The sequence below is a fragment of the Pseudomonas sp. B15(2017) genome, from assembly GCF_002113215.1.
Taxonomy (GTDB): domain Bacteria; phylum Pseudomonadota; class Gammaproteobacteria; order Pseudomonadales; family Pseudomonadaceae; genus Aquipseudomonas.
Genome location: NZ_NEJZ01000026.1, coordinates 1 through 21,968 on the forward strand (window position 1 = coordinate 1; position 21,968 = coordinate 21,968).

Here is a 21,968-nt window from a genome sequence, read left to right on the forward strand (position 1 = left end):
GTTTATCAGGAATGGCGGGGTGGGGCTTGGGAGGCATCTGAGAGGTTTTCTGACAGGTGTTGCAGCTTGAAAAAGGGGGCTGATATATGAGTTCCCATTTATGTTTTATGGAAAAACACCTTCTCTGCTTGCGACAGGCCCGGTGATCGATTCGAATAGCCAGCTCGAAACACTCCCCTGTCAGGACGACCTGAATGCCCGGCAACACGCTTGAAAAGAGGCTCCATAACGAGCTCCGGCTGTTCGTCACACCGCTATGCGGAGGCCTCGTCTATGCCGCCGTGAAAGTGATGGTCTACGGCTTCAGCGATGCAGTGCTGTTCTCCGGCTTTCTTTTTGGCTGCATTCTCTCTGCCGTGTTGGGCATTCCCTTTCTGCTCCTGGGCGACCGCCGTTGCCCAGAGTCTCGGTTGCGGCATGTGCTGAGCGGGTTGATTCAAAGCCTGATGGTCAGCCTTTCCTACCGGGGACCGCTCTGGCAACTGCTGTTGATATCAGTTGTCGGCGGTGTCGCATTGGGCGGGTTGTATACCCTGGCCCTCGGCACCATAGAAAAAATCCCTGCCTCAAACCAGGACGGTGCAGCACGTGGCTGGGGGACGATTGTTGCCATCCCGTTGTCGGGAGGGCTGGCATTGGGCACTGTCGCCGTCATTGCGACTATCAGTCAGTCGAGTGGTCTGCTGAGTATCGTCTCGATGTTCTTCATGCTGTTCCTCATCGGCGGGCTTATCAGCATGCTGGTCAGTTGGCCGATGCTCTGGCTGGTGGAGCGCTTTCTCACCACCCGCCTGCGGTACCTGATCGGCGGCGTGATGAGCAGTTTTTTTGTCTGGCTGCTGTCTGTCGCACCGGTTCTTTTGGCAAAGCCGCAAGCCCTTCTGAAAGGCGCGGAACTGTCACCTCGCGGGTTCTGGCCGGGGCTGATCGTCTATCTCGTCATCGGTCTGGTTGCCGGTGCGGTGTATACGGTGATCATCGGTTTCCTGGATCGCCGCCGCAGGAGGAATGATTCACGCCGCAAGCCGGCATCCTACTGATCGCTGTCAATGTAGGAGCGGTGCGCGATACTACCGGTCCAATAAGTCAGCAACTGAAAGGGGACTAACTGATTTGGGACAGGTGTGTCCTATTGTCGATCCCCAATTATCGTAATTATGGAGGTGTTTCTGTATGGAGGATAATGTGTTCGCTCGTGGCTATGCGCAAGAATCTTACGAGCGATTGATTTTACAGAAACACACTATTTTTTTTGACGGGTTGTGGGAGTTTGAGGGGCGATATTATGTGTTGATTGGGGAGCGGAGTAAAGATATGCCAGATCAGGAGTTTGCTGGTTTGGTTTCTTGGTTTGATGAGTCGTGCAGGATTATCGGAACACCAGTGAAGATTGTAAAAAAACTTCCTGATGGTTCTGTATCTGTTCCGGAAAGGACAGTCTCTCAGCTTTCTCAACATCATGGAGTACCGTTCACCGCGCCTGAGTTTAATGGTCTTCTTAAGACTATATTGTCAAAGGGGTTTCCACGATTTGGAGTGTGTTGTGAAAATGGAGGAGTGAAATTTGTTGTTGAATCGGCCTTGACCTCGGACCAACTCGCAGAGGTTGATATCGCACTAGCAAATCTCGGATTAGACGTAGAAGCTGAAGTTGTTGTCGATGCGATAAGTTGTAACGAGGAAGCTGTCGATGTTGCCTTTGCAAAAGGGACAAAAAAAGCGCCTCCGGAAATAGTGCGCTTGGCTTTTGAAGAGGATGAGGATTTTTGGGTAGATAATAAATTCTCTCTTTTTGCTGAGGGGAATATAGATCGACATTATTTTTTGAGTTCTTCACCTTCTGCAGAAGAGAGCTGTTGTCTGGTGAATTGTACGGCTGTAGTTCCAGGAAATTTAAGAGGGTACTTAACACTTTATAAAATGGTATGGATTGTTATGCCATTGGCGGAGCTGTCTGAGGCTGCATTTAAAGGGTTTAATGCGAGTGAGAACGAGCTATTGGAGCTGGCCGCTAGAGGACGGATAGGTTTTGTATTGCCCGGGGGGCTTCCATTCTATCCGGTCGGATTTCTTGCTGAGCTTTTGGCTGTCGCGCCAAGGTCAATAATTTTTTCTAAACGATTAGCTGCAGCTTCTGTTGCAGAGTCAAGGCGACGTAATCCATTAATTTTTCCAAGTTTGAATAATGTCGAAAGGCGCACTGTTTTAGATCTGCTGTCTACTTCTGAATTTGGCGGAACAAACGAGTTGGCGCAAATGTTTGTTCAGCATTTTTCTGAAGTGTGGCCATCGCTGGAGTATAGCTTTAGTGAACTTGGTGCAATGGCTATGATGAGGAATGGATTAAGTAAAGTAGCTACAGGTGTCGCGGAGAAGTACCATGCAGTCAAACTTCCACCGGTCATGCAAATGTCGATGGCGTCAGTAGAGTGGGCGGCTGCATTGGGAGCCGTATACAGTCCAATTAAGTCTCCCGGTTTTGATGAGGGGCCGCTTGCTGAGTTTTGTGGAAGTATTATCACAGGTGTAAAACAAGATAGTATTGTCAAACCTGTAGGTGATATGGGGACCTTGGTAGAAGGACTCCTATGTTTGGATAATAATGCACCAATACTTGAAGTGTCAGATGTTTTTGACGGTTCCGATATGCCGGCCTTGCAAAGGTTGGTCCAGGAAAAGTTGGTCTCTGGAATGGACGTTTCAGAATATATTGCCGCGTTGAATGATAAGGTTAAAAGGTTTGAGCGGAATCAAGAAAAGGTTCGTAGATTAGATCTTGTGGGAATGGCAGGTGGATTTGCAGCTGTCGCTTCTGCTAGCGGTATAGCCAGCTATGTGCCTATAACTGCATGGATTCTTCAGAAAGTTTTCATGCAGTCTGATTCGTTTGTGCATGGGCCAGTATTGGATTGGATAAGAGCCAAAGCATATATGACAACTCAAGATGTGGTTTTAGTGAGTCGTTTGCGTAAAAAGAATTGAGTGAGTTTGAAATGTATTGTTAAAGGGGACAGGTTTTTTTGATTTTAGTCAAAGCCTTCGTCCCCGTTTTTCAGTTTAATTTGGCATTTTTTGTTTTTTGCCGTTGGTGAAAATATAAGTATCCGGCACCCATTCAAATTTCATTTTTGCAGTATCGGAAGCAGCCAGCTTCTTGTCGGCAGCCTGAAATTGGTTGTAGTCCATTGTGCCGCTATAGATGTATGTTTTACCTGGATCAATCTGGGTGTCGTTAGTGAGGCCAATTCTTTTTATCGGGTCGCCGAACATGTCGCTGAGTACAACTGTTCCCTTTACACCAGATAGGGCTTCGGTTGTATTGTTGTGTAGCGCGATTTCAATGGCGAAATATTCGCTGTATTGCTTGTTTTTATAGTCGACAGGATTCAATTTCAGTTTGAGAAGAGACGCTGTAAGCGTTCCGTTCATTTCTTTCAGTGCCACAAGTTGCTGCTGTTTTATTTGCTCTGCCAAGGCTTTTTGTTTTTCCGCTTCGGCAGCTTTGGCTTCTATCCAGGTCTGTTGCGTTTTCAGGGCATCACCCAATGTGGAGTCTGTGACAACTTTGTTGCCGCCGAATGTGCTGGCTACCACTTGTCGAGTTGCATAGCCGACAAACAATTTTTTATCGTTTTCATCCAGTTTGCCAACAGCGTCCATTAGTCCTTTATCTTCTGACCATTTGCTGATGTCGGCAGGTAGCTTGGCTTGCTTGGGGTCAGAGCAAGCTGCAAGTAGCGCGCATGCAAGAAGAATTGCGATGGTTTTTCCCTTCATATATCAGTCCTTAAGTTAACTATGTTGTGGTTCGATTGTGTGTTTCTGCTTGCGAGGCTAGTTGAAGAAATACTTGATGATGCAGTTGTCCTTAGCGTTTGTTTTATTCTTGGCTAGTGTTTTTATAGCGGTTTTCTATTTCTGTCCAGATATATGCGTACCTACTCATCAGCCACTTCACCAGAAAAGCATTGGTTTTCCCTTTGAGCCAGCTATTCTTTTTTTTCTCTAACATTTTTTCAATATCACCTTCCAGTTCCTCCCTGTTAAAGCAGAGCCAGATAGTGGGAAGCGTACTTTCAAGGTTTGAGTGGCAAACAGGAGCAACCTCTTCGAATAGGATGCGTTTTACTTCATCTCGATCAAATTCTCTTGTCCGCCGTGCAATCGCGGCATAGTCAACTTCGTTATCAACAAAAGCGTCGGACAAAGCCCAGCGCACATCCGCTCTTTGCTGCTTTGTCATAGAACTTCCCATTTGGAAAATTCCTCCAGTTCTTCATCAAAGGTGTCGGCTACTGCGCTACCAGCAATTCCTCCCACAATACTTCCCGCAAGAACGATAGCCACCGCGCAAGCAAGGGCACCAGGGCCGCAGAATGCGGAGACACCCAAGCCTGCCAGTCCACCGCCAGCGGCGCCGCCGCCGATGATGATGCCTTGTCGGGCCGTTTCCTTGACTTTGTTGTCTGCGTTCATGATTTCATATACGGCGAAAGTCGCAGTGACCAATAGGCCGACCTTTCCCATTATTCTTAATTTTTGAGTTCCCTTGCTTACTGGTGCGTTATCACGGCCCGCTGAGTCCAGAATCTCGTAATAGACTTTGCTCTTTTGTTCTGGCGTCAGTTTGTTGTATTCGACGTTTGCCGTTTTTAATGCGTATTTGTCCAGCGTATCTTGCAATGTCGGAGGAAGTCTTTTCTTCCGCTCAGCGAAAGCCACACCCTGTGCCGAGGTGAATTTTCGATGCTCGACCAGGATTCTATTTCGCATCTCTTGGCAAAATGCTGCTCCTTCTTGGGCACTCAGCCTTCCTGCAGCGACTTCGGCTTTTGTTTCCACTGACATGCGCTTGATGTTGCTCATGTAGTTACTGCGTACTTTTGCATCTGATATGGCATCTAAAGAAAATCTTGTGGCGGCTCCCTCCATACCCGCAATCGCCATATCCAAAGGCGAATTTTCAAGCTCGTGAGCTTTCTGGACAACGTAGCTTCCCGTTACGAGCAGTGGCTCAGTCATGAACAATCCTTATTTCAATGATGCATTGAATAGCGTGTCGAAAATTGAGCCAGTTGGTGGTTCTTCTTGAGAGCCGAACTCTAGCTTTTGGCAGACTTTTCCACGGATGTTGAGAAATTTCACAGTGTTGGTGATATCAAAATTTCCGGATTGGGTAGAACCATCTTCGAAGTGAGCAACGCAGCTCATGCCTAGGTAAGACTCAGAACCGGGGATGGTGAAGCTGATCCATCCAGGATGAATGATCATCGGCGTCGGCGGCGTAAACGGCGCAGGCGTATGTGAGTCACCAATAATCACCGTTCCCGATCCTCCGATCACGACGTCTCCATGTGAACCGACTGTGCCAACCAGCGCGGCATTCTTGCCGTTGATGAATACAGTGCTGGATACGGCGGAGGCCAGTGCGCTGCCGCAGGTGCAGATGTCGTCTTTTCGGGCGGCGGCGAGTCCGTCGAAGAATACGTCGGGGGATCCGGAGGCAATGGCTTTGGGGCCGTGTCCGGGAATGGGGCAACTGGTGGGATCGGTGATGCGTGCAGCGGGCTTTGCCATGTTTGACTCCCTGTCAACGGATTAGCACCGACTGTATCAGAGTTGCTTGGGTGGTTGCCTGACAGCGACGTGCCCGGTGTTGGTCGTTCATCTAAACAGCAAAATTTGAGTGTGTTTAAACGAAGCTCTCTGACACTACTTCGGCCCTACACAACCTTGCGCCACCCCCTACACCTAAGACAGAATCCGCCGGCTTGTGCCTCTAGCACGGGGGTTCTATCGTTCCTGGGTCACTGAAAAACAGTGATCGGGTTTGGTAGCCCGGATTCCGTCAGAAGCACAAGACTACTGTCTTGCGGAGGCTTTCAGAGCCTTCGTTTTATGGTGGTCATGCGCAGGGCATCTTCGGATGCGCCGGGGTTCCTGACGGCCGGTCTACCAACCTGCGTATGGCCTCCACCCTAGTTTGGTAGCGAAGGTGGCGGCTCCTAACCTCTTATCCGTCGGGAGTTACTCCATGTTCAAACCAACACCCAACCCACCAGAAACCGATCCAGTCTCCCCCTACAAATTCCCCGATTCACGAACCCTGAACGAAGCCGCCGAGCGCGCCCTCGATCACTACCTCACCCCGCAGCAGCGGATCATGGGCAGTCACACCAAACACGATCCGATGTACTTCGCCAACCCGGCCTACGACACCGAATCCCTGCTCGCCAACGCCAGCGAATCCTTGGGATCAGCCTCCGAAATGCTCAACAACTTCGCCGGCACCCTGGAACCCGCCCACCGCAAAACCGCCATCGGCATTGCGCAGTTGGTGATGTTGGGATCTTTGGCGGTGAATCAGGCGTTGGATAACATCGAGCCGAAGTAGTCGGTTACAACCCTCTGCGGCTCGGGCGCAGGGGGTTTTTAGTCTGCAACCTTGCGCCACTGCGCAGGCGTTTGACCCACATGACTTTTAAACAGCCGCACAAAGAAACTCACGTTCTCATACCCCACCTCATAGGCAATCGCCTTGACCGACAGGCCGCTGGTCAGCAGCAGTTTCTTCGCTTTGTCGATCCGCACTCTTTGTAGATAAACGTTGGGTGAAAGACCGGTCGCCAGTTGGAACCGGCGCTTGAGCGTGCGTTCGGTCAACCCGGCTTCGCGGCCCATGGCGGCTATGGTGATTGCTTCTGCGTGGTGCGTTTCGATCCAGTCCTGAACCTTGAATATCGCGGCGTCCTGATGATTGCGGTGCCCCGGCAGGATCGGGCTCAGGCGTTCGGGGGCTGCGACCAGCAGGTGAGTGGCGCAGAGTTGGGCGAAGTGGTCGCCGCGATCCTGGGCGAGCATTTCCAGCAAGGCATCGAAGCCGCCGCCGAGGGTGCCGGTGCTCCAGATGCCCTCTGAATGCAGGAAGGATTGATGGGCGATGAAATCGTGGTCGGGATAGCGTTGCTTCAACTGGCGGGTGAACGCCCAGTGCGTGGCGATGAGCCTGTGTTCAAGCAGCCCGGCTGCGGCGACGTAGCAAACGCCGGTGGTCATCGCCAGGACGCGTGCGCCTTGTCGTTTGCGTTCTGTCAGCCATTTCAGGGTCTCAGGGGCAGGCTCAAAGCCTTGCGCGAGGCGGATGCCTTCAATCGGTGGAATCACGATCAGGTCGCAGTTTTTCGCATCGGCCAGTACGCCGTCCGGTCGGATCAGATGCCCACTCGCTGCGCTGACATCGGCGCCATCCACGCTCAACACTTGAATGCTGTAGCTTTGGCCCACGCCAAGGTGTTGTTCGAGCAGGGCGACGATCCGGAAAAAGTCGGTCGCCGAAAACACGCCCATGCCCCAGCAACCGTCATACGCCAGAATCACAACGTTGATCATTCATCCTCCGTGGCCCGATCAGGCTATTGAATAGCCCTTTAGAACATCGAAAGGGAGCCACTGCAAGGATACGATCACCGGCACATCGCGCAGTCTTGTGAGGAGCTTGTCCATGCAGCACGTTTCCACCCGGCAACACTGGATCGATACACCCCAAGGGCGGCTGTTTGCCCAGAGCTGGGACGCCGAAGCAACGCACGCTGTGCCGATCATCCTGCTCCACGACTCGCTTGGTTGTGTGACGTTATGGCGCGATTTTCCCGAGCGTCTGGCGCAGGCAACCGGGCGACAGGTGATTGCCTATGATCGTTTGGGATTCGGGCGTTCGGCCGCTTATCCGGGGTTGTTACCGCCGAGTTTTGTCGAGGACGAGGCGAAGGGCAGCTTTCAAACTGTCTGCGAATATTTTGATGTGAACCGGTTTGTCGTGCTGGGCCACAGCGTCGGTGGGGGCATGGCAATTGGATGCGCGGCGGCGTTTGCGCAGCGCTGCCAAGGCGTTGTCACCATAGCGGCGCAAGCGTTCGTCGAGACGGCGACGCGGGACGGGATTCGTGAGGCCGAGCGTCAGTTTGCCTTGCCCGATCAAATGCAGCGGTTACAGAAATATCACGGCGACAAGGCCGATTGGGTACTGCGTGCGTGGGTCGATAACTGGTGTTCGGAGGCTTTCGGCGACTGGAATCTGGACGCTCAGTTGCGTCAGGTTCGCTGCCCGGTGCTGACGTTGCACGGCGAGCGGGACGAGTACGGATCAATCGGTCAACCGCAACGCATCGCGGCGCAGATCAGTACTGAAGTCAGTGTGCAGATTCTCCCGGATTGCGGCCATGTTCCGCATCGTGAATACCCCGATGCGGTGCTCGCGAGTATCGGCGATTTTCTGAAGCGTTTGTGAAGCTGAACCGGCGCTGTCGAACCCTGAAATTTCATCTTCCCACCACCCGCACCGGCCTACGATCCATCCACAAGATCCCGATCCCACGCGAGCGCCACACACCATGAACAATCCACTCAAAGCGCTGTTGATCGTCGCCACCATCTCGGTTCTAAGCGCCTGCTCCGGTTCCGGTGGCTTGACCACCACCAGTTGTTTCTCCAGCGACTGTCAGTCGCCGGAGGCGCGGAACATGAATACGTTGAAGTTCGGCGGGAGCAATATCGGTAACAGTTTCAACCAGTACAGCTCCGGCCTGATGCATGACGACTGAGGGTCACTGGGCCGCGGGTACGGCGATCCATTCGCTCAGGACTTTCTGGTATTTGCCGGTGACTTTGCTCAGGTGCAGCCACTGGTCGACGTAGAGTTTCCAGCTGATGTCGTCGCGCGGCAGCAGGTAGGCTTTTTCGCCGTATTGCATGAACTGGCTCGGGTTGACGGCGCACAGGCCGGGTTTGAGTTTCTGTTGGTAGAGGGCTTCGGACGCGTCGGTGATCATCACGTCGGCCTTGTTGTCGAGCAGTTGCTCGAAGATGGTCACGTTGTCGTGCAACGCCAGTTGCGCCTTGGGCAGGAAGGCGTGGACGAAGGCTTCGTTGGTGCCGCCGGCCGGTTCGACCAGGCGCACGTTCGGCTGGTTGATCTGGTCGATGGTCTGGTATTTGGACTGGTCGGCGCAGCGCACCAGCGGGATCTTGCCGTCGACGTCGAGGGTGTTGCTGAAGAAGGCTTTTTTCTGGCGTTCCAGGGTCACCGAAATACCGCCGACGCCGATGTCGCATTTGCCGGCCTGCATGTCCGGCATCAGGGTTTTCCAGGTGGTCTGTACCCATTCGACCTTGACGCCGAGGCTGTCGGCCAGGGATTGCGCCATGGCGATGTCGATGCCTTCGAACCCGCCGTCCGGGCGTTTGAAGGTGTAGGGCTTGTAGTCGCCGGTGGTGCAGACGCGCAACTGGCCCTGTTGCTGAATGGTGTCGAGGTGCGAGGCCGGTTCTTGTGCCTGTGCGGTGCCGGCCATGGCCAGCAGGCCGCAGAAGATCATCGTGCTTTTTCGAATTGTCATGGAGATCGGGCTTGTGCAGTGGAGGTGCTGGCCAGTGTAGTGAATGCGTTTGCCGGGTGTCATCCCGGCTCCGGGCTCAACGTGCCCAGCCACGCCACCAATCCCACGATCATCAGCGCAATAACCAGCTCCAATGCCACGCTGCGGCGCAAGGCGTTTGCTGCCACTTGATGCTGCCCGGCTCGCAACGATTGCTCGAGCAACGGCCCGAGGTGGAAGCGGTTCAACGCGGCCAGCACCAGCATGCCGCAGAACAACACAACCTTGATCGCCAGCAGAATCCCATAGGTGCCAAGCAGGATTTCGCCCAGTGCCGGGCCGACGATGAACAGGTAATTCGCGACGCCGGTCACCGACAGGATCAGCACAATCGCGGCGCCGACGCTTTCGAAGCGTTTGACGGAATCCGCCAGCGAACGAATGCGCGCCTCGCTGAGCAATGCATCGAGCCGCGCCATCAAGATCAACGCGAGCATGGCGCCCAGCCACGCCCCCGCCGCGAGCAGGTGCAGGATGTCGCTGAGCAGATGCCACGCGTTATCCATCGCGCCGTGTCCGCTCCAGGCCAGGGAGGCGAGGGCGATGGCGCCGGCCATCGACGCCAGCCACAATCCGGGCCAGATCATCACGGCGATCAGCGCAATCATCCGCAGCGTCCACGCCAGCCCGACGTCGGTTTCCAGCACCATCATTTGCAGGTGCGGCCACAGCGCCGCGAATTCCGTTTCGCCACTCATGGCGCGGGTCATCAGCACCAGTCCCGCTACTGAGAGCAGTGCCCCGATCAACGCCATCCCGCGCAGCATCGGTCGAAACCGCAGCACCGCGTCAACGCTGTACAGCCCGAACAACGCCAGCCCGAACAACATCAGCAAATCCACATACAACGCCAGACGCAGGAGGATGTTGATCAGTTCAGCCATCGCTCACTTCACTTTGAACGTGACGTTGCCGGTGATCGGGTGCGTGTCCGACGATACCGCGCGCCATTCGACCTTGTAGGTGCCGGCCGGCAAGGGCGAGAGCGGGGTGACGAGCATGGTTTTCGGGTCGCTGCCGGCGCTGACTTTGGCCTTCATCGGCATGGGCGAGTGGGCCATGCCGGGCATTTCGGCCATCACCAGTTTGGCGCCGGAGAACTGAGTCAGCAGATCCTCCGAAAAACGCAGTTCGATCTTGCCGGGTGCCGCGCCGTCGGCACCTTCGGCCGGGGTCGACGACAGCAGTTTCGGATGGGCCTGGGCCAGGGTGCTCAGGAGCAAACCGCTGGCGAGGACGAGGGAGATTTTCAATGTGCGCATGCAAGACCTCGGTATTGTTTTTTGATGGGATTCAGAACCACAGCCGCACGCCGAGGACGAGTCGCGCTTCGCTGCGATCCTCGCCTTCTTCCCGGGCGTAATCGGCGGTGTTGCCGTAAGAGCGATTCCAGGTCACGCCGATGTAGGGCGCGAACTCGCGGCGGATTTCGTAGCGCAACCGCAACCCGACTTCTGTGTTCGACAGGCCCGAGCCGATCCCGCGTTGCGGGTCGTTTTTGCCGTAGACGTTGAGTTCGACGGTGGGCTGCAGGATCAGGCGGTTGGTCAACAGGATGTCGTAGTCGCCTTCGAGCCGCATCGCGCTCTGGCCGTTTTCGCCGAGAAACGCCGTGGCTTCGGCTTCGAAGTTGTACAGCGCCATGCCCTGCAGACCGAACGCGGCCCAGGTTTGTGGGGCGCCGGGTTTGAAGTCCTGGCGCACGCCGCTGACCACGTCCCACCACGGCGAAATCGCGTGGCCCCACAGGGCCTGGATCTCTGCGTCTTCGGTCTTGCCGTTGCTGCGTTCGCCCTCGGAGCGCAGCCACAGCCGATCGATGTCGCCGCCGATCCAGCCGGACAAATCCCAGGCCAGGGTGCTGGCGTCGTCGGCGTCCTGCCATTCGAGTTTGTCGGCGAGGAAGTAAGTGTTGATGGCGCTGTCGTGAACCTGGTGTCCGGCGTGGCTGGTGAACACGGCGGCGCGGTCGGCGTCGGTCAGCGCCGGGATCGGCGTGCGGCTTTCGGTCGGCGCGGCGGGCTGCATCATGCCGTCGTCCATGCTTTGCATATCACCCATTTGACTGTGATCCATGCCTTGCATGTCAGCCATCCGGCTGTGATCCATGCCCTGCATGTCGCTGGCGGCGAAGGTCTGGGACATCGACAGGAGTGACAAGGAAAACGCGGCGAATCGAGTCATGGTCGGCGTCCTCATTCTTCCACCCGCACTTCGCGGAACATGCCCATTTCCATGTGGTACAGGAGATGGCAGTGATAGGCCCAACGGCCGAGCGCATCGGCGGTGACGCGGTAAGTGCGGCGGGTGCCGGGCGGCATGTCGATGGTGTGTTTGCGCACCTTGAAGTCGCCATTTTCGTCCTCCAGATCGCTCCACATACCGTGCAGGTGAATGGGGTGGGTCATCATGGTGTCGTTGACCAAAATCAGGCGGATGCGCTCGCCGTATTTCAGACGCAGCGGCTCGGCGTCGGAGAATTTGATGCCGTTGAACGACCAGGCGAATTTCTCCATGTGGCCGGTGAGGTGCAACTCGATGGTGCGGCCCGGGTCGCGGCCGTCCGGGTCTTCGAACGTGCTGCGCAGGTCGGCGTAGGTCAGTACGCGGCGGCCGTTGTTGCGCAGGCCGAGGCCGGGGTCGTCGAGTTTCGGGGCGGTGGTCATGGCTTGCATGTCCACCAGCGGATTGTCCTTTTCGCTGTCGGGGTGCGACTGCATCGGGCCCATGTTCATGCCGGCGTGGTCCATGCCACTCATATCGCTCATGTCCATCGAGCCATGGTCCATGCCGCCCATGCCCATGTCGTCCATGGTCACCAGCGGGCGTGGGTCCGGTGCCGGCACCGGGGCCGACAAGCCGGCGCGGGCGGCGAGGGTTCCTCGGGCGTAGCCGGTACGGTCCATGGCCTGGGCGAACAGGGTGTAGGCCTCGGCGGCGGGCTCGACGATCACGTCATAGGTTTCCGCCACGGCGATGCGCAGCTCATCGACGCTGACCGGCTTGACGTGCAGGCCGTCGGCGGCGACCACGGTCATTTTCAAGCCGGGGATGCGCACGTCGAAGTAGCTCATGGCCGAGCCGTTGATCAGCCGCAGACGCAGCTTTTCACCGGGCCGGAACAGTCCCGTCCAGTTGTCATCGGGTGCGTGGCCATTCATCAGAAAGGTGTACGTGGCGCCGCTGACATCGGCGATGTCGGTGGGATTCATCTTCATCTGGGCCCACATCGTGCGATCGGCGACGGTGGCGCCCCAGCCTTTTTCGCTGACGTCATGGATGAAATCGCCGACTGTGCGCTTGTGGAAGTTGTAGTAATCGGACTGCTTTTTCAGGGTCTTCATCAGGCTGGCCGGGTCTTCGTCGGTCCAGTCGCTGAGCATCACCACGTAGTCGCGGTCGTACTGGAACGGCTCCGGCTCGCGGGCATCGATCACCAGCGGGCCGTAGACGCCGGCCTGTTCCTGCAACCCGGAGTGGCTGTGATACCAGTAGGTGCCGTGCTGGCGGACCTTGAATTGGTAGACGTACACGCCGCCCGGCTCGATGCCCTTGAAACTCAGGCCCGGCACGCCGTCCATGTTGGCCGGCAGCAGAATGCCGTGCCAGTGGATCGAGGTGTCGACCTTGAGTCGGTTGCGCACTCGCAACGTCACGGTGTCGCCTTCGCGCCAGCGCATTAGCGGGCCGGGCAGACTGCCGTTGATGGTCATGGCGGTGCGGGGCTGGCCAGTGAAGTTGACCGGGGTTTCGCCGATGAACAGCTCGAAGTCGGTGCCGCTCAATTCGTTCACTTGGCCGGGGCTGTTCAAGGCCCAGACCGGCGTGCGCCACAGGCCGAGGCCGCCGAGCAGACCGCTGGCGGCAAGGCCTTTGACGAAGGTACGTCTTGACGTGGTGGAAGGCATGCGCTGGAAGTCCCCGTTTGACCAATGACGAGGAGGCTAACCAGTGGCAGCTTTCAGCTGGCTGAGGGGCGGATTACAGTTTTGTCAGGTTCGGCCTACAGACCGAGCCCTTCCTGGACTACCAACAGCAGGTTGTTTTCCGTCAACGCAATCGCATCCAGTTGTTGCCCGGTCTCGATGGTCTGCAACCACCAGTGGCTTTCGCCGTGTTCGTCGACGGTGCGCAGCAGCGATGTTTCTTTGCCCGGCAAGTTGATCTGTACGCGCCCCGAGCCGTCTTCGGTGAAGCGGGCGATGGGGTCGAATGTCAGGCTGTGATGGTTGGCTTCGATGACCAATTGGTCGATGGCGTAGTCGTGGGTCTCGCCATCCGGTGAACTTTCGCAAACATGGGTAGGATTTCGCCGAATCTTCAGTCCGACTTCGGTGACCGGTTGCAACCAGCCCTCGATGCGGTGATACAAGGCGTAGACCTGAGCCGGCCAGCAATCGATCTCAAGTTCAGCGCAGGTGATTTCGTCAGCATGGGTGTGCCGGGTTTGTTTGAGTTTCGCGGCGAGTTCGTCTGCTTTACTCATGTCGGTTCCCTGTGGTGAATGCAACAGCATGGTAGTCCTTTCAAAGTAATGCAGGTTTTGCCCTGCGTCATGCGCTTGCAACACGGGCATGACTCAATCAGCGTCTGGCCAAATGACGGTCAGACCACAGAAACCACGGACGCACGCGTCCCAAGGAACGGGAACATGAAAAAGCTTTTTACAATTATGGCGCTGATTGCGCTGACGGTCGGTAGCATCGGCCTGAGTTCGGCGCGCCAGTCACACGCCAACAAGGCACCGACGGAGTCGGTGGCGGGGGTGTTCGATTACTACCTGCTGACGCTGTCCTGGTCGCCGACCTTTTGCCTGACCCATAAGGACGACCCGCAATGCACCGGCAAGGGCTACGGTTTTGTCCTGCACGGCCTGTGGCCGCAATACGCCAAGGGCGGCTGGCCGGAATCCTGCCCGCCGCTGACCAACCTGTCGGCCGCCGAGACGGCCAAAGGCCTGACGCTGTTCCCGACCAAGAAACTGCTCGATCACGAATGGAGCAAGCACGGCACCTGCAGCGGCCTCGGCGCTATGGGCTATCTGGACGAAGCGGACAAAGCCGTGGCCGCGGTGAACATCCCGGAAGAGTTGCAACCGTTCAGTAGCTCTTATTACTTCGAAGCGCAGGAAATTGCCGACCTGTTCCGCAAGAGCAATCCGGGCATCCCGTCAGACGGTATCGCCGTGATCTGCAACGGCCCGGAACTCTCGGAAGTGCGCGTGTGCATGGGCAAGGACCTGCAATTCGGCGCCTGCGGCAAGGGCGTGAAAACCCAATGCCGGGCGGGGGATATTCGAGTACCGCCATCGCGTTGACCGATCATAAAAACAGGCGCCTGAAAAGGCGCCTGTTTTTTTGCGATCAACCTCAAGCAAATCCCCCCGCATCCACACCCAATTCCCCCCGCAAAAACTCCACCAGCCCCCGCTGCAATCCACTCAACACCCCCTCGCGGCTGACCAGTGCCAGCTCCGTCGGCGGCAGCGGCGGCAAGTCCGTGCATACCCGATGCTCCGGCAACACTGCCGACGCCGGTAGCACCGAAACCCCAAGCCCTGAGGCCACCGCCGCTTGAATACCGGTCAGGCTGTGGCTGCCGAAGGCCACACGCCAGGGGCGTTGCGCCACGTCGAGCAGGCGAATCGCCCGTTGTCGGTAAAGGCAGCCTTGAGGAAACAGCGCCAGAGGCAACACGCCGCTGGATGAGTCGAACGCCGCGCCCTTGACCCACACCAGTCGTTCCGGCCAGGTCGCCCAGGCGGGGCCGCTGTCGGGTTCACGTTTGATCAGGGCGATGTCGATTTCGCCGCTGTCGAGGCGTTGGCGCAGGTCGAGGCTCATGCCGCTGACGGTTTCCAGCCGCGCTTGCGGGTGGCTGCGGGTGAATCCGGCGAGGATCAGCGCCATGCGCCGGGCGTCGAAGTCTTCCGGCATGCCGATGCGCAGGATTTCCAGGTCCAGATCGCTGGCCAGGGCTTCGCTGGCCTCGGCGGACAAGGCCAGCAGGCGACGGGCATAGTAGATCAGCAGTTCGCCGTGCTCGGTGACGCTGACGTTCAGCCCGGTGCGATCACGCAACAGCAGGGCGTGGCCGACCAGTTCTTCGAGTTTGCGCACCTGTTGGCTGACCGTGGATTGAGTGCGATGCACGCGTTCGGCGGCGCGGGTGAAGCTGCCTTCATCGACCACGCAGACGAAAGTTTTCAGCAGTTCCAGATCCAGCATGGCGGCGCTCTCGATATTTGTTTGGCAACTGACGGTTGGCTATTTATTTAATTTCACACTATCACCCCGAGTTCATAAGCTGAAGCCCTCACTTGCAGAGGAATGCCCCCATGACATTGATCCACACGCCGCGCCCGCAATGGCTGACCTTCGATTGCTACGGCACCTTGATTCAATGGGACGAAGGCCTGCGCGCCGTGGCCGAGCGGATCCTGAGCGAAAAGGGTGAACACGGGGTCGACGCCGGGCGCCTGATCGAGGTCTACGACCGCCACGAACATCGCCTGGAACAGACGCCGCCGCACCGCTCGTTTCGTGAGCTGAGCACCCTCGGCCTGCAATTGGCCCTGGAGGAACTGGGCCTGGCGAGTGCCAGCGAAGACAGCCAACGCCTGGCCACCGCGATCCCGCAGATGCCGCCGTTTCCCGAAGTCGTCGAGACCCTCGCGCAGCTCAAGGCCAAGGGTTTCAAGCTGTGCATCGTCTCCAATACCGATGACGACATCATCGCCGGCAACGTCGCTCAACTGGGTGGCCACATCGACCGGGTGATCACCGCGCAACAGGCCGGCGCCTACAAACCGGCGCCCCGGCTGTTCGACTACGCTCATGAGCAACTGGGCGTCAGCCGCGATCAGGTGGTGCACATCTGCGCCAGCCCGATGCTCGATCACACGGCGGCTCGCGACATGCATTTTCGCTGCGTCTGGATCGACCGTGGCACCGGTCGTCAGTTGCTGCCGGACTATCGGCCCGACGCAATCCTCAACACGCTGGACGAAGTCCTTCCGTTGTTCTCATCCCTTGGCTGGTCATAAAGGAATTTCGCCATGGCCCATACCCTGACCGGCAGCGCCCGAGCTACGCGTTGCGCCCCGTTGAACCTCGACAGCGAAGCCATCATCACCGCTCGCCACGAACTGGCGGCGTGCTTTCAACTGGCGGCGCTGCATGGGTTGGAAGAGGGGATCTGCAATCACTTTTCGGCGATGTTGCCGGGGCACGCTGACCTGTTTCTGGTCAATCCTTACGGCTATGCATTTTCCGAAGTCACGGCGCACAACCTGCTGGTCTGCGACTTCGATGGCAACGTGGTGGACGGCGCGGGCCAACCGGAGGCCACTGCTTTCTATATTCATGCGCGGCTGCACCAGCGGCTGCCTCGGGTGAAGGTCGCGTTCCACACCCACATGCCGAACGCGACGGCGTTGTGCCTGCTGGAGGGGCCGCCGCTGTTGTGGCTGAGTCAAACCGCGCTGAAATTTTACGGGCGCACGGCGGTGGACGAGCATTACAACGGGCTGGCGCTGGACGCGCGTGAGGGCGACCGGATTGCCGGGGTCATGGGTGAGGCCGACATTCTGTTTCTCAAGAACCACGGGGTGATTGTCGCGGCGCCGACCATCGCCGAAGCCTGGGACGATCTGTATTACCTGGAGCGTGCCGCGCAGGTGCAACTGCTGGCGATGGCCACGCAACGGGAGCTCAAACCGGTGCCGCACGCGGTTGCGCAACGGGCGTACGAGCAGATGCGCGAGGGCGATCCGGAAAGTGCGCGGGCGCATCTGCACAGTGCGATGCGGCGGTTGTCGAGCCGGGAGTGAAGGCGAGGGAAACGGGCAGGCAAAAATAATTCGCGTCGCAGGTCATCCAATTGCCTTGCGCGCCGATAGCAACAGGGTCGGGATTGTCTCGGTGGCACTTGGTTGCCCCGCACAACCCGGTGGGCTACGCTCACAAAAAACAAGGGTTCGGGCCTTTGCCCCTGTCGTACCTGCCCAGGACACGCTTTTGCCTATCCCCATTCATGATCCGCACCAGGCCCCTGGCGGCACACTCAAGCGTTTGCCCCTGCGCAAGGCGGCGGTGTTGTTCATCGTTGCCGTGTGTCTGTGCCTGTTCGGTTTGCTGTACTTGCAGATCGAACAGTCGCGGCGCCAGGATCTGGCGAACGCGCAGATGTCTTCGGCCAACCTGACCCGGGCCATGGCGCAGCAGGCCGAGGACACCTTTCTGGCGGCGGATCTGGTGATGACCAGTCTGGTCGACTGGATTCAGGAAGACGGTTATGGCGCGGCGCAAAAGACTCGTTTGCAGAAAACCCTCGCGCGGCGGGTACAGCAACTCGAGCAGTTGCACGGCATGTTCCTGTTCGACCGCGAAGGGCAGTGGGTGATTACCTCGTTCCCGAATCTGCCGCGTGGCAATGGCGTGGCCGATCGCGAGTACTTCAAGTTTCACCAGCAGAACGTGTCGTCCGTTGCGCATATCGGCCCGGCGATCCGCAGCCGCGAGAACGGCGAGTGGATCATCCCGATTTCGAAACGGATCAACGACCGCGCCGGCAATTTCCAGGGCGTGCTGCTGGCCGGGATCAAGATGTCGTACTTCGACAAGTTCTTCAAAAGCTTCAGCCTGGACGATAACGGCACCATGTTCCTCGGCCTGACCGACGGCACCTTGCTCGCCCGCCGGCCGTTCGACGAGTCCCTGATCGGCACCTCGCTGGCCAAGGGCGAGATCTATCAGACGCTGCTGCCCAATGCCTCCGCCGGCACCGCGATGATCGACTCGGTGGTTGACGGCGTGACGCGCCTTTACGGTTACCGGCAGCTGGAAAGTTATCCGCTGGTGGTGGCCGCCTCTTCGTCGCGGGACACGATTCTTCAGGGCTGGCATGACCGGGCGTTCCAGTCCAGCGTGATCGTGGCGCTGGTGATGCTCGGCGTGGGGCTGTTCGGCTGGGTGTTCATTCATCAAGTGCGCGATGGCGAGCGGATCGAGAAAAATCTGCGCAAGGCCCAGCGGGCGCTGGAGCAGATCGCCACCCACGACAGTTTGACCGGGCTGGCCAACCGGCGCCTGTTCGAGCGTTCTCTGGATGTGGAGTTTGCCCGGGGCGCGCGGCAGTCGAGCCCGGTGAGCCTGATCATGCTCGATATCGATTTCTTCAAAAGCTACAACGATGCCTACGGCCACGTGGCCGGCGACCACTGCCTGACGCAGGTCGCGCAGGTGGTGAAAAACTGCTGCCAGCGCAAATCCGACCTGGCGGTACGCTATGGCGGCGAGGAGTTCGCGGTGTTGCTGCCGGACACCGACATCAACGGCGCACTGGCGATCGCCGGGCAGATCCGCCGCAGTGTCATGGACAAGCACATCACCCACAGCGGTTCGCCCACCGGTTATCTCACGGTGAGCCTGGGCTGCTATTCCTTCATTCCGCTGGGCAACGACAGCCCGGAACTGTTCATCCAGCGCGCGGATGCGGCGCTGTATCAGGCCAAGAACGCCGGCCGCAATCGCGCGGCCGTGTTGTCGATGGACGTCGGCGTCGGCGAGTTACTGCGCTCGGATCGCTGACAAAAAAACAATCGGGTTCAGCCACAGGCCATGGCACTTACCACGGCCTGCTCTTGTTCGTTCAGCTGCCGGTGCCACCGCCAGCTCCACCCGTACCGCCGCCGGCCGAACCGGTCCCGCCGCCAGCCCCTGAGCCTGAACCGCTGGCGCCGCCGTTGGTGCCGGTGCCTTGGCCCATGCCATCGGAAGTGCTGCCGCCCGAAGGCGCGCCCGGGGTGCTGTTCGGTGGCTGGGTCGAGCCGCTGGTGGCGCCGGATTTGGTGCCGGTGGCATCGGCGCCGTCGTTTGCAGCAAAGCTTGCGGTGGAGGCGGCCAGCGTGGCGGCCAGCAGGATTGAGGTCAATGTGCGCGTCATCATGGTGTGTCTCCAGTCAGGGGATCTACCTGATATTGGTCTGACGCGCACAAGGCTTGGTGCCGGCCGGATGACGAGCGGTCAGAAGTCCACGGTCGCCGAAACCTTCAGCGTCCGCGGCGTGCCCTGGGTCAGGTAACCGCCGTTGGCCGAAGCCCAATAGGCTTCATTGGCGACGTTCTCCAGATTGGCCCGCAGGGTGATCTGCTTTTCATCCAGTTTGAAGGCGTAGCGCGAGCCGAGGTCGAAGCGGTTCCACGCCGGAATGCTCTGGGTGTTGGCCGCGTTCAGGTACTGGCCGCCGGTGCGCAACATCCGCGCGCTGAGGGCCGCGCCTTCGAGCCCCGGAATGTCCCAGTCGGCACCGAGGTTGAACTGGAAGCGCGGCACCCCGACGGCGCGGTTGCCGTCATTCACGCCGTTGCTGCTGCCTTCCAGTTCAGTCTTCATCACGGTCGCGCCGCTGAGCAGGCGCAGGCCATCGAGCGGTTCGCCGTAGATGTTGAGTTCCACGCCTTTGTTGGTCTGCTGGCCGTCGACCCGGAAGATCCCGTCCTGGGTGTAGCTCGACGGTTGCTCGATGCGATAGACGCCGAGGTTGGCGCCGTAGCTGCCCATGTCCACGCGCACGCCGGCTTCGATCTGTTTGCTGCGCACCGGGGCGAAGGTTTCGTCGCGGTTGATTGCCGTGGTCGGCGGCGTCGGGCCCTTGGCCAGGCCTTCGATGCGGTTGGCGTAGAACGACACGTGTTCCCACGGCTTGATCACCAGGCCGTAGACCGGAGTGGTGATCGATTCTTCATAGCTGGAGGTGCGGGCGCCGGTGGCGGTGCTCCAGCCGTCGACTTTCAGTGCCTGGCGGCGCACGCCGAGGGTCAGCAGGATACGGTCATCGACGAAACCGAGGGTGTCGGAAATCGCCTCGCTGCGCAGGATGTTCTTGCCAGTGATGCGCGGGTCGTTGATGTAGCTGGCAAACGAGGTCGGCGTCGGGCGCGGTTTGTCGGTGACGTTGTACAGGTTGGTGCTGTAGCGCCCGGCCGCGCCGATGGTTTCGAACGCCGAGCGTTGCTCGCCCCAGATGCCCGCCCAGCCGAGGTTCAACTGGTGCGTGACGGGGCCGGTGTCGAAGCGGCCGTTGAGCCCGGCCATTGCGCTTTTATTGTCTTCATCGTGTGGCGAATAGAGCATGCCGCCACGGGCGTTGCCGTTGAGGTCGGTGACGGTCAGCGACGAGTACACGCCGTTTTCGCGGGTGTGCTTGGCGCCGCCGGACACGTAGGCGGTCCAATTGTCGTTGAGGTCGTATTCGGCGCGGGCCATGCCGAAGGTGTCTTCGAGTTGCGAGTAGCTCCAACTCTGGGCGTAGCTGGCGTTGGCGTGCGGCACCTTGGGGGCTTTGGTCAGGCTCGAATCGACATAGATCACCGAGCGCCCCTGATTGATCACCTGCTTCTGATAACCGAAATCGGTCGAGACCCGCAGGCGATCGCCGCGATAGTCCAGGCCGACGCTGAACAGCGACGAGCGCTGGTCTTCTTCATCGACGGCGGTGTCGCCTTCGCGCTGCATCAGGTTGACCCGCGCGCCAAAGCGGTTGTCTTCGCCGAAGCGCTGGCCCAGATCCAGATGCCCGCCGACCCGGCCGTCGGCGCTGTAGTCGAGGGTGACGCTGCGCGTTGGCGTGTCCATCGCGCGTTTAGGTTGCAGGTTGATCCCGCCACCGATGCCGCTGCCGCTCGGGGTCACGCCGTTGACGAAGGCGTTCGGGCCCTTGAATAGCTCCACTCGATCCAGCGCTTCGACGGCGATGATCTGCCGGGGCAGCACGCCATAGAGGCCGTTATAGGAAATGTCATCGGAGGCCAGCGGCAGGCCACGGATCATGAACATCTGCGAGAAGTTGCCGAAGCCGTTGGACTGGCGCACCGAGGCGTCGTTGAGCAACACATCGCCGACGGTTTGCGCCTGCTGATCGGCCATGGTCTTGGCGGTGTAACTGGTGACGCTGAAGGGCAGGTCGTTGACCTCCTGGTTGCCGAGCATGCCGATCTGCGCGCGGCGGGCGACCTGTTCGCCGCCGTAGGTGGCGCCGCTGTCGTCGCGCAGGGCGCTGACATTGGTGGCGCCCAGTTCCAGCGCGCCGTCCGCCGCGACTTTCGGGGCCACGGTGTAGCCGTTGTGGCCGGTGCTGATCAGCTCGAAACCGCTGCCTTCCAGCAACCGGGCAAAACCGCTCTGCGCGGTGTAGCTGCCTTGCAGGCCGGGGCTCTGGCGATTGCCCAGTTGCGCCGGATCGAACGACAGCGGCACGCCGACGCTGACCGCAAACTGCGCCAGCACATGGCTGAGCGGGCCGGGGCCGATGTTGACGGTACGGCTGGCGCTTTCGCTGACGCTGTCGGCGGCGTTGGCGGCAGTCGGCAACAGTGCGCTGAAGGCCAGAGCCAGGCTCAGGTTCAGGGCTTTGAGCGCAAACGTGGCGGGGCGGGGCAATGGCATTGCGGTCATTCGGTGTTCCTGTCGGGGGCGTGGAATTGAAAGGTCTATCCACTCACCGGACGAGACGCGAAAAGGTATCAGCGAATA

23 protein-coding genes are annotated in these 21,968 nt (G+C 58.7%); 9 read left to right on the forward strand and 14 right to left on the reverse strand.

What is annotated here, in order from left to right; translation table 11 throughout:
* Positions 1-194 precede the first annotated feature (194 nt).
* Both CAF73_RS28000 and CAF73_RS30055 read left to right on the forward strand, forming a co-directional pair.
* Positions 195-1,040, forward strand: a complete 846-nt coding sequence (locus CAF73_RS28000; protein WP_085705135.1) for a hypothetical protein — start codon at positions 195-197, stop codon at positions 1,038-1,040.
* Positions 1,041-1,173: 133 nt separating this feature from the next.
* Entirely contained in the window at positions 1,174-2,982 is a 1,809-nt protein-coding gene (locus tag CAF73_RS30055) for a hypothetical protein (RefSeq protein WP_139834882.1), read from the forward strand.
* A gap of 75 nt (positions 2,983-3,057) precedes the next feature.
* Here the strand turns inward: CAF73_RS30055 and CAF73_RS28015 are convergent, their stop codons facing one another.
* The 4 genes from CAF73_RS28015 to CAF73_RS28030 form a co-directional block, all read right to left on the reverse strand.
* Positions 3,058-3,777 carry a hypothetical protein gene (locus CAF73_RS28015; RefSeq protein ID WP_085705141.1) on the reverse strand — a complete coding sequence of 240 codons (720 nt, stop codon included), beginning with the start codon at positions 3,775-3,777 and terminating at the stop codon, positions 3,058-3,060.
* Between the two features lie 103 nt (positions 3,778-3,880).
* A complete protein-coding gene (locus tag CAF73_RS28020) occupies positions 3,881-4,243 on the reverse strand; it encodes a hypothetical protein (RefSeq protein ID WP_085705143.1) in 363 nt (120 codons plus the stop codon).
* Positions 4,240-5,022, reverse strand: coding sequence for a hypothetical protein (locus CAF73_RS28025; protein WP_085705145.1), 783 nt, complete (start codon positions 5,020-5,022; stop codon positions 4,240-4,242). Before CAF73_RS28025 ends, CAF73_RS28020 begins: the two co-directional genes overlap by 4 nt.
* 9 nt (positions 5,023-5,031) lie before the next feature.
* On the reverse strand, positions 5,032-5,577 hold the full coding sequence (locus tag CAF73_RS28030) for a PAAR domain-containing protein (RefSeq protein WP_085705147.1): 546 nt from the start codon (positions 5,575-5,577) through the stop codon (positions 5,032-5,034).
* A 457-nt stretch (positions 5,578-6,034) separates the two neighbouring features.
* On the opposite strand from CAF73_RS28030, the gene CAF73_RS28035 reads away from it, so the two are divergent.
* Positions 6,035-6,394, forward strand: a complete 360-nt coding sequence (locus tag CAF73_RS28035; protein WP_085705149.1) for a DUF6124 family protein — start codon at positions 6,035-6,037, stop codon at positions 6,392-6,394.
* 38 nt (positions 6,395-6,432) lie between these two features.
* On the opposite strand, the gene CAF73_RS28040 is transcribed toward CAF73_RS28035, so the two are convergent.
* The gene (locus tag CAF73_RS28040) at positions 6,433-7,389 is read right to left on the reverse strand and encodes a GlxA family transcriptional regulator (RefSeq protein ID WP_085705151.1); all 957 of its coding nucleotides are present in this window, start codon (positions 7,387-7,389) and stop codon (positions 6,433-6,435) included.
* A 112-nt stretch (positions 7,390-7,501) separates the two neighbouring features.
* Between CAF73_RS28040 and CAF73_RS28045 the strand changes: the two genes are divergently transcribed.
* Both CAF73_RS28045 and CAF73_RS28050 read left to right on the forward strand, forming a co-directional pair.
* On the forward strand, positions 7,502-8,287 hold the full coding sequence (locus tag CAF73_RS28045; protein ID WP_085705153.1) for an alpha/beta fold hydrolase: 786 nt from the start codon (positions 7,502-7,504) through the stop codon (positions 8,285-8,287).
* 103 nt (positions 8,288-8,390) lie between these two features.
* Positions 8,391-8,600: a hypothetical protein gene (locus tag CAF73_RS28050; protein ID WP_085705155.1), complete on the forward strand. Its 210-nt coding sequence runs from the start codon at positions 8,391-8,393 to the stop codon at positions 8,598-8,600.
* Positions 8,601-8,603: 3 nt separating this feature from the next.
* On the opposite strand, the gene CAF73_RS28055 is transcribed toward CAF73_RS28050, so the two are convergent.
* The 6 genes from CAF73_RS28055 to CAF73_RS28080 form a co-directional block, all read right to left on the reverse strand.
* Entirely contained in the window at positions 8,604-9,395 is a 792-nt protein-coding gene (locus tag CAF73_RS28055; protein ID WP_176247778.1) for a transporter substrate-binding domain-containing protein, read from the reverse strand.
* A gap of 59 nt (positions 9,396-9,454) precedes the next feature.
* Positions 9,455-10,318, reverse strand: a complete 864-nt coding sequence (gene copD, locus CAF73_RS28060) for a copper homeostasis membrane protein CopD (RefSeq protein WP_085705159.1) — start codon at positions 10,316-10,318, stop codon at positions 9,455-9,457.
* Positions 10,319-10,321: 3 nt separating this feature from the next.
* The gene (gene copC, locus CAF73_RS28065) at positions 10,322-10,696 is read right to left on the reverse strand and encodes a copper homeostasis periplasmic binding protein CopC (protein ID WP_085705161.1); all 375 of its coding nucleotides are present in this window, start codon (positions 10,694-10,696) and stop codon (positions 10,322-10,324) included.
* A 31-nt stretch (positions 10,697-10,727) separates the two neighbouring features.
* Positions 10,728-11,618: a copper resistance protein B gene (locus CAF73_RS28070; RefSeq protein WP_085705163.1), complete on the reverse strand. Its 891-nt coding sequence runs from the start codon at positions 11,616-11,618 to the stop codon at positions 10,728-10,730.
* Positions 11,619-11,629: 11 nt separating this feature from the next.
* Positions 11,630-13,342 (reverse strand): copper resistance system multicopper oxidase, encoded by a 1,713-nt coding sequence (locus CAF73_RS28075; protein ID WP_085705165.1) that lies wholly within the window; start codon positions 13,340-13,342, stop codon positions 11,630-11,632.
* Between the two features lie 95 nt (positions 13,343-13,437).
* On the reverse strand, positions 13,438-13,920 hold the full coding sequence (locus CAF73_RS28080) for a hypothetical protein (RefSeq protein WP_085700459.1): 483 nt from the start codon (positions 13,918-13,920) through the stop codon (positions 13,438-13,440).
* 165 nt (positions 13,921-14,085) lie between these two features.
* Here CAF73_RS28080 and CAF73_RS28085 point away from each other — a divergent pair, with 165 nt between their 5' ends.
* Positions 14,086-14,751, forward strand: coding sequence for a ribonuclease T2 (locus CAF73_RS28085; RefSeq protein ID WP_085700458.1), 666 nt, complete (start codon positions 14,086-14,088; stop codon positions 14,749-14,751).
* Positions 14,752-14,803: 52 nt separating this feature from the next.
* Here the strand turns inward: CAF73_RS28085 and CAF73_RS28090 are convergent, their stop codons facing one another.
* Positions 14,804-15,661 (reverse strand): LysR substrate-binding domain-containing protein, encoded by an 858-nt coding sequence (locus CAF73_RS28090; RefSeq protein ID WP_085705167.1) that lies wholly within the window; start codon positions 15,659-15,661, stop codon positions 14,804-14,806.
* 110 nt (positions 15,662-15,771) lie between these two features.
* Between CAF73_RS28090 and CAF73_RS28095 the strand changes: the two genes are divergently transcribed.
* The 3 genes from CAF73_RS28095 (at position 15,772) to CAF73_RS28105 (ending at position 19,024) form a co-directional block, all read left to right on the forward strand.
* Positions 15,772-16,479: a haloacid dehalogenase type II gene (locus CAF73_RS28095; RefSeq protein WP_085705169.1), complete on the forward strand. Its 708-nt coding sequence runs from the start codon at positions 15,772-15,774 to the stop codon at positions 16,477-16,479.
* 12 nt (positions 16,480-16,491) lie between these two features.
* Positions 16,492-17,265 carry an aldolase gene (locus CAF73_RS28100; protein ID WP_085700456.1) on the forward strand — a complete coding sequence of 258 codons (774 nt, stop codon included), beginning with the start codon at positions 16,492-16,494 and terminating at the stop codon, positions 17,263-17,265.
* A 187-nt stretch (positions 17,266-17,452) separates the two neighbouring features.
* Positions 17,453-19,024, forward strand: a complete 1,572-nt coding sequence (locus tag CAF73_RS28105; protein ID WP_085705171.1) for a GGDEF domain-containing protein — start codon at positions 17,453-17,455, stop codon at positions 19,022-19,024.
* A gap of 61 nt (positions 19,025-19,085) precedes the next feature.
* Here CAF73_RS28105 and CAF73_RS28110 read toward each other — a convergent pair whose 3' ends face one another.
* Positions 19,086-19,382: a hypothetical protein gene (locus tag CAF73_RS28110; RefSeq protein ID WP_085705173.1), complete on the reverse strand. Its 297-nt coding sequence runs from the start codon at positions 19,380-19,382 to the stop codon at positions 19,086-19,088.
* Positions 19,383-19,460: 78 nt separating this feature from the next.
* On the reverse strand, positions 19,461-21,890 hold the full coding sequence (locus CAF73_RS28115) for a TonB-dependent receptor (protein ID WP_085705175.1): 2,430 nt from the start codon (positions 21,888-21,890) through the stop codon (positions 19,461-19,463).
* Positions 21,891-21,968 lie beyond the last annotated feature (78 nt).

What these genes read in the sequence shown, in the direction of transcription:
- CAF73_RS28080 (WP_085700459.1), bottom strand. Translation starts at nt 13,920, where the DNA reads ATGAGTAAAGCAGACGAACTCGCCGCGAAACTCAAACAAACCCGGCAC.
- CAF73_RS28035 (WP_085705149.1), top strand. Translation starts at nt 6,035, where the DNA reads ATGTTCAAACCAACACCCAACCCACCAGAAACCGATCCAGTCTCCCCC.
- CAF73_RS28015 (WP_085705141.1), bottom strand. Translation starts at nt 3,777, where the DNA reads ATGAAGGGAAAAACCATCGCAATTCTTCTTGCATGCGCGCTACTTGCA.
- CAF73_RS28095 (WP_085705169.1), top strand. Translation starts at nt 15,772, where the DNA reads ATGACATTGATCCACACGCCGCGCCCGCAATGGCTGACCTTCGATTGC.
- CAF73_RS30055 (WP_139834882.1), top strand. Translation starts at nt 1,174, where the DNA reads ATGGAGGATAATGTGTTCGCTCGTGGCTATGCGCAAGAATCTTACGAG.
- copC (WP_085705161.1), bottom strand. Translation starts at nt 10,696, where the DNA reads ATGCGCACATTGAAAATCTCCCTCGTCCTCGCCAGCGGTTTGCTCCTG.
- CAF73_RS28055 (WP_176247778.1), bottom strand. Translation starts at nt 9,395, where the DNA reads ATGACAATTCGAAAAAGCACGATGATCTTCTGCGGCCTGCTGGCCATG.
- CAF73_RS28050 (WP_085705155.1), top strand. Translation starts at nt 8,391, where the DNA reads ATGAACAATCCACTCAAAGCGCTGTTGATCGTCGCCACCATCTCGGTT.
- copD (WP_085705159.1), bottom strand. Translation starts at nt 10,318, where the DNA reads ATGGCTGAACTGATCAACATCCTCCTGCGTCTGGCGTTGTATGTGGAT.
- CAF73_RS28110 (WP_085705173.1), bottom strand. Translation starts at nt 19,382, where the DNA reads ATGATGACGCGCACATTGACCTCAATCCTGCTGGCCGCCACGCTGGCC.
- CAF73_RS28115 (WP_085705175.1), bottom strand. Translation starts at nt 21,890, where the DNA reads ATGACCGCAATGCCATTGCCCCGCCCCGCCACGTTTGCGCTCAAAGCC.
- CAF73_RS28045 (WP_085705153.1), top strand. Translation starts at nt 7,502, where the DNA reads ATGCAGCACGTTTCCACCCGGCAACACTGGATCGATACACCCCAAGGG.
- CAF73_RS28030 (WP_085705147.1), bottom strand. Translation starts at nt 5,577, where the DNA reads ATGGCAAAGCCCGCTGCACGCATCACCGATCCCACCAGTTGCCCCATT.
- CAF73_RS28070 (WP_085705163.1), bottom strand. Translation starts at nt 11,618, where the DNA reads ATGACTCGATTCGCCGCGTTTTCCTTGTCACTCCTGTCGATGTCCCAG.
- CAF73_RS28025 (WP_085705145.1), bottom strand. Translation starts at nt 5,022, where the DNA reads ATGACTGAGCCACTGCTCGTAACGGGAAGCTACGTTGTCCAGAAAGCT.
- CAF73_RS28000 (WP_085705135.1), top strand. Translation starts at nt 195, where the DNA reads ATGCCCGGCAACACGCTTGAAAAGAGGCTCCATAACGAGCTCCGGCTG.
- CAF73_RS28040 (WP_085705151.1), bottom strand. Translation starts at nt 7,389, where the DNA reads ATGATCAACGTTGTGATTCTGGCGTATGACGGTTGCTGGGGCATGGGC.
- CAF73_RS28085 (WP_085700458.1), top strand. Translation starts at nt 14,086, where the DNA reads ATGAAAAAGCTTTTTACAATTATGGCGCTGATTGCGCTGACGGTCGGT.
- CAF73_RS28100 (WP_085700456.1), top strand. Translation starts at nt 16,492, where the DNA reads ATGGCCCATACCCTGACCGGCAGCGCCCGAGCTACGCGTTGCGCCCCG.
- CAF73_RS28075 (WP_085705165.1), bottom strand. Translation starts at nt 13,342, where the DNA reads ATGCCTTCCACCACGTCAAGACGTACCTTCGTCAAAGGCCTTGCCGCC.
- CAF73_RS28090 (WP_085705167.1), bottom strand. Translation starts at nt 15,661, where the DNA reads ATGCTGGATCTGGAACTGCTGAAAACTTTCGTCTGCGTGGTCGATGAA.
- CAF73_RS28020 (WP_085705143.1), bottom strand. Translation starts at nt 4,243, where the DNA reads ATGACAAAGCAGCAAAGAGCGGATGTGCGCTGGGCTTTGTCCGACGCT.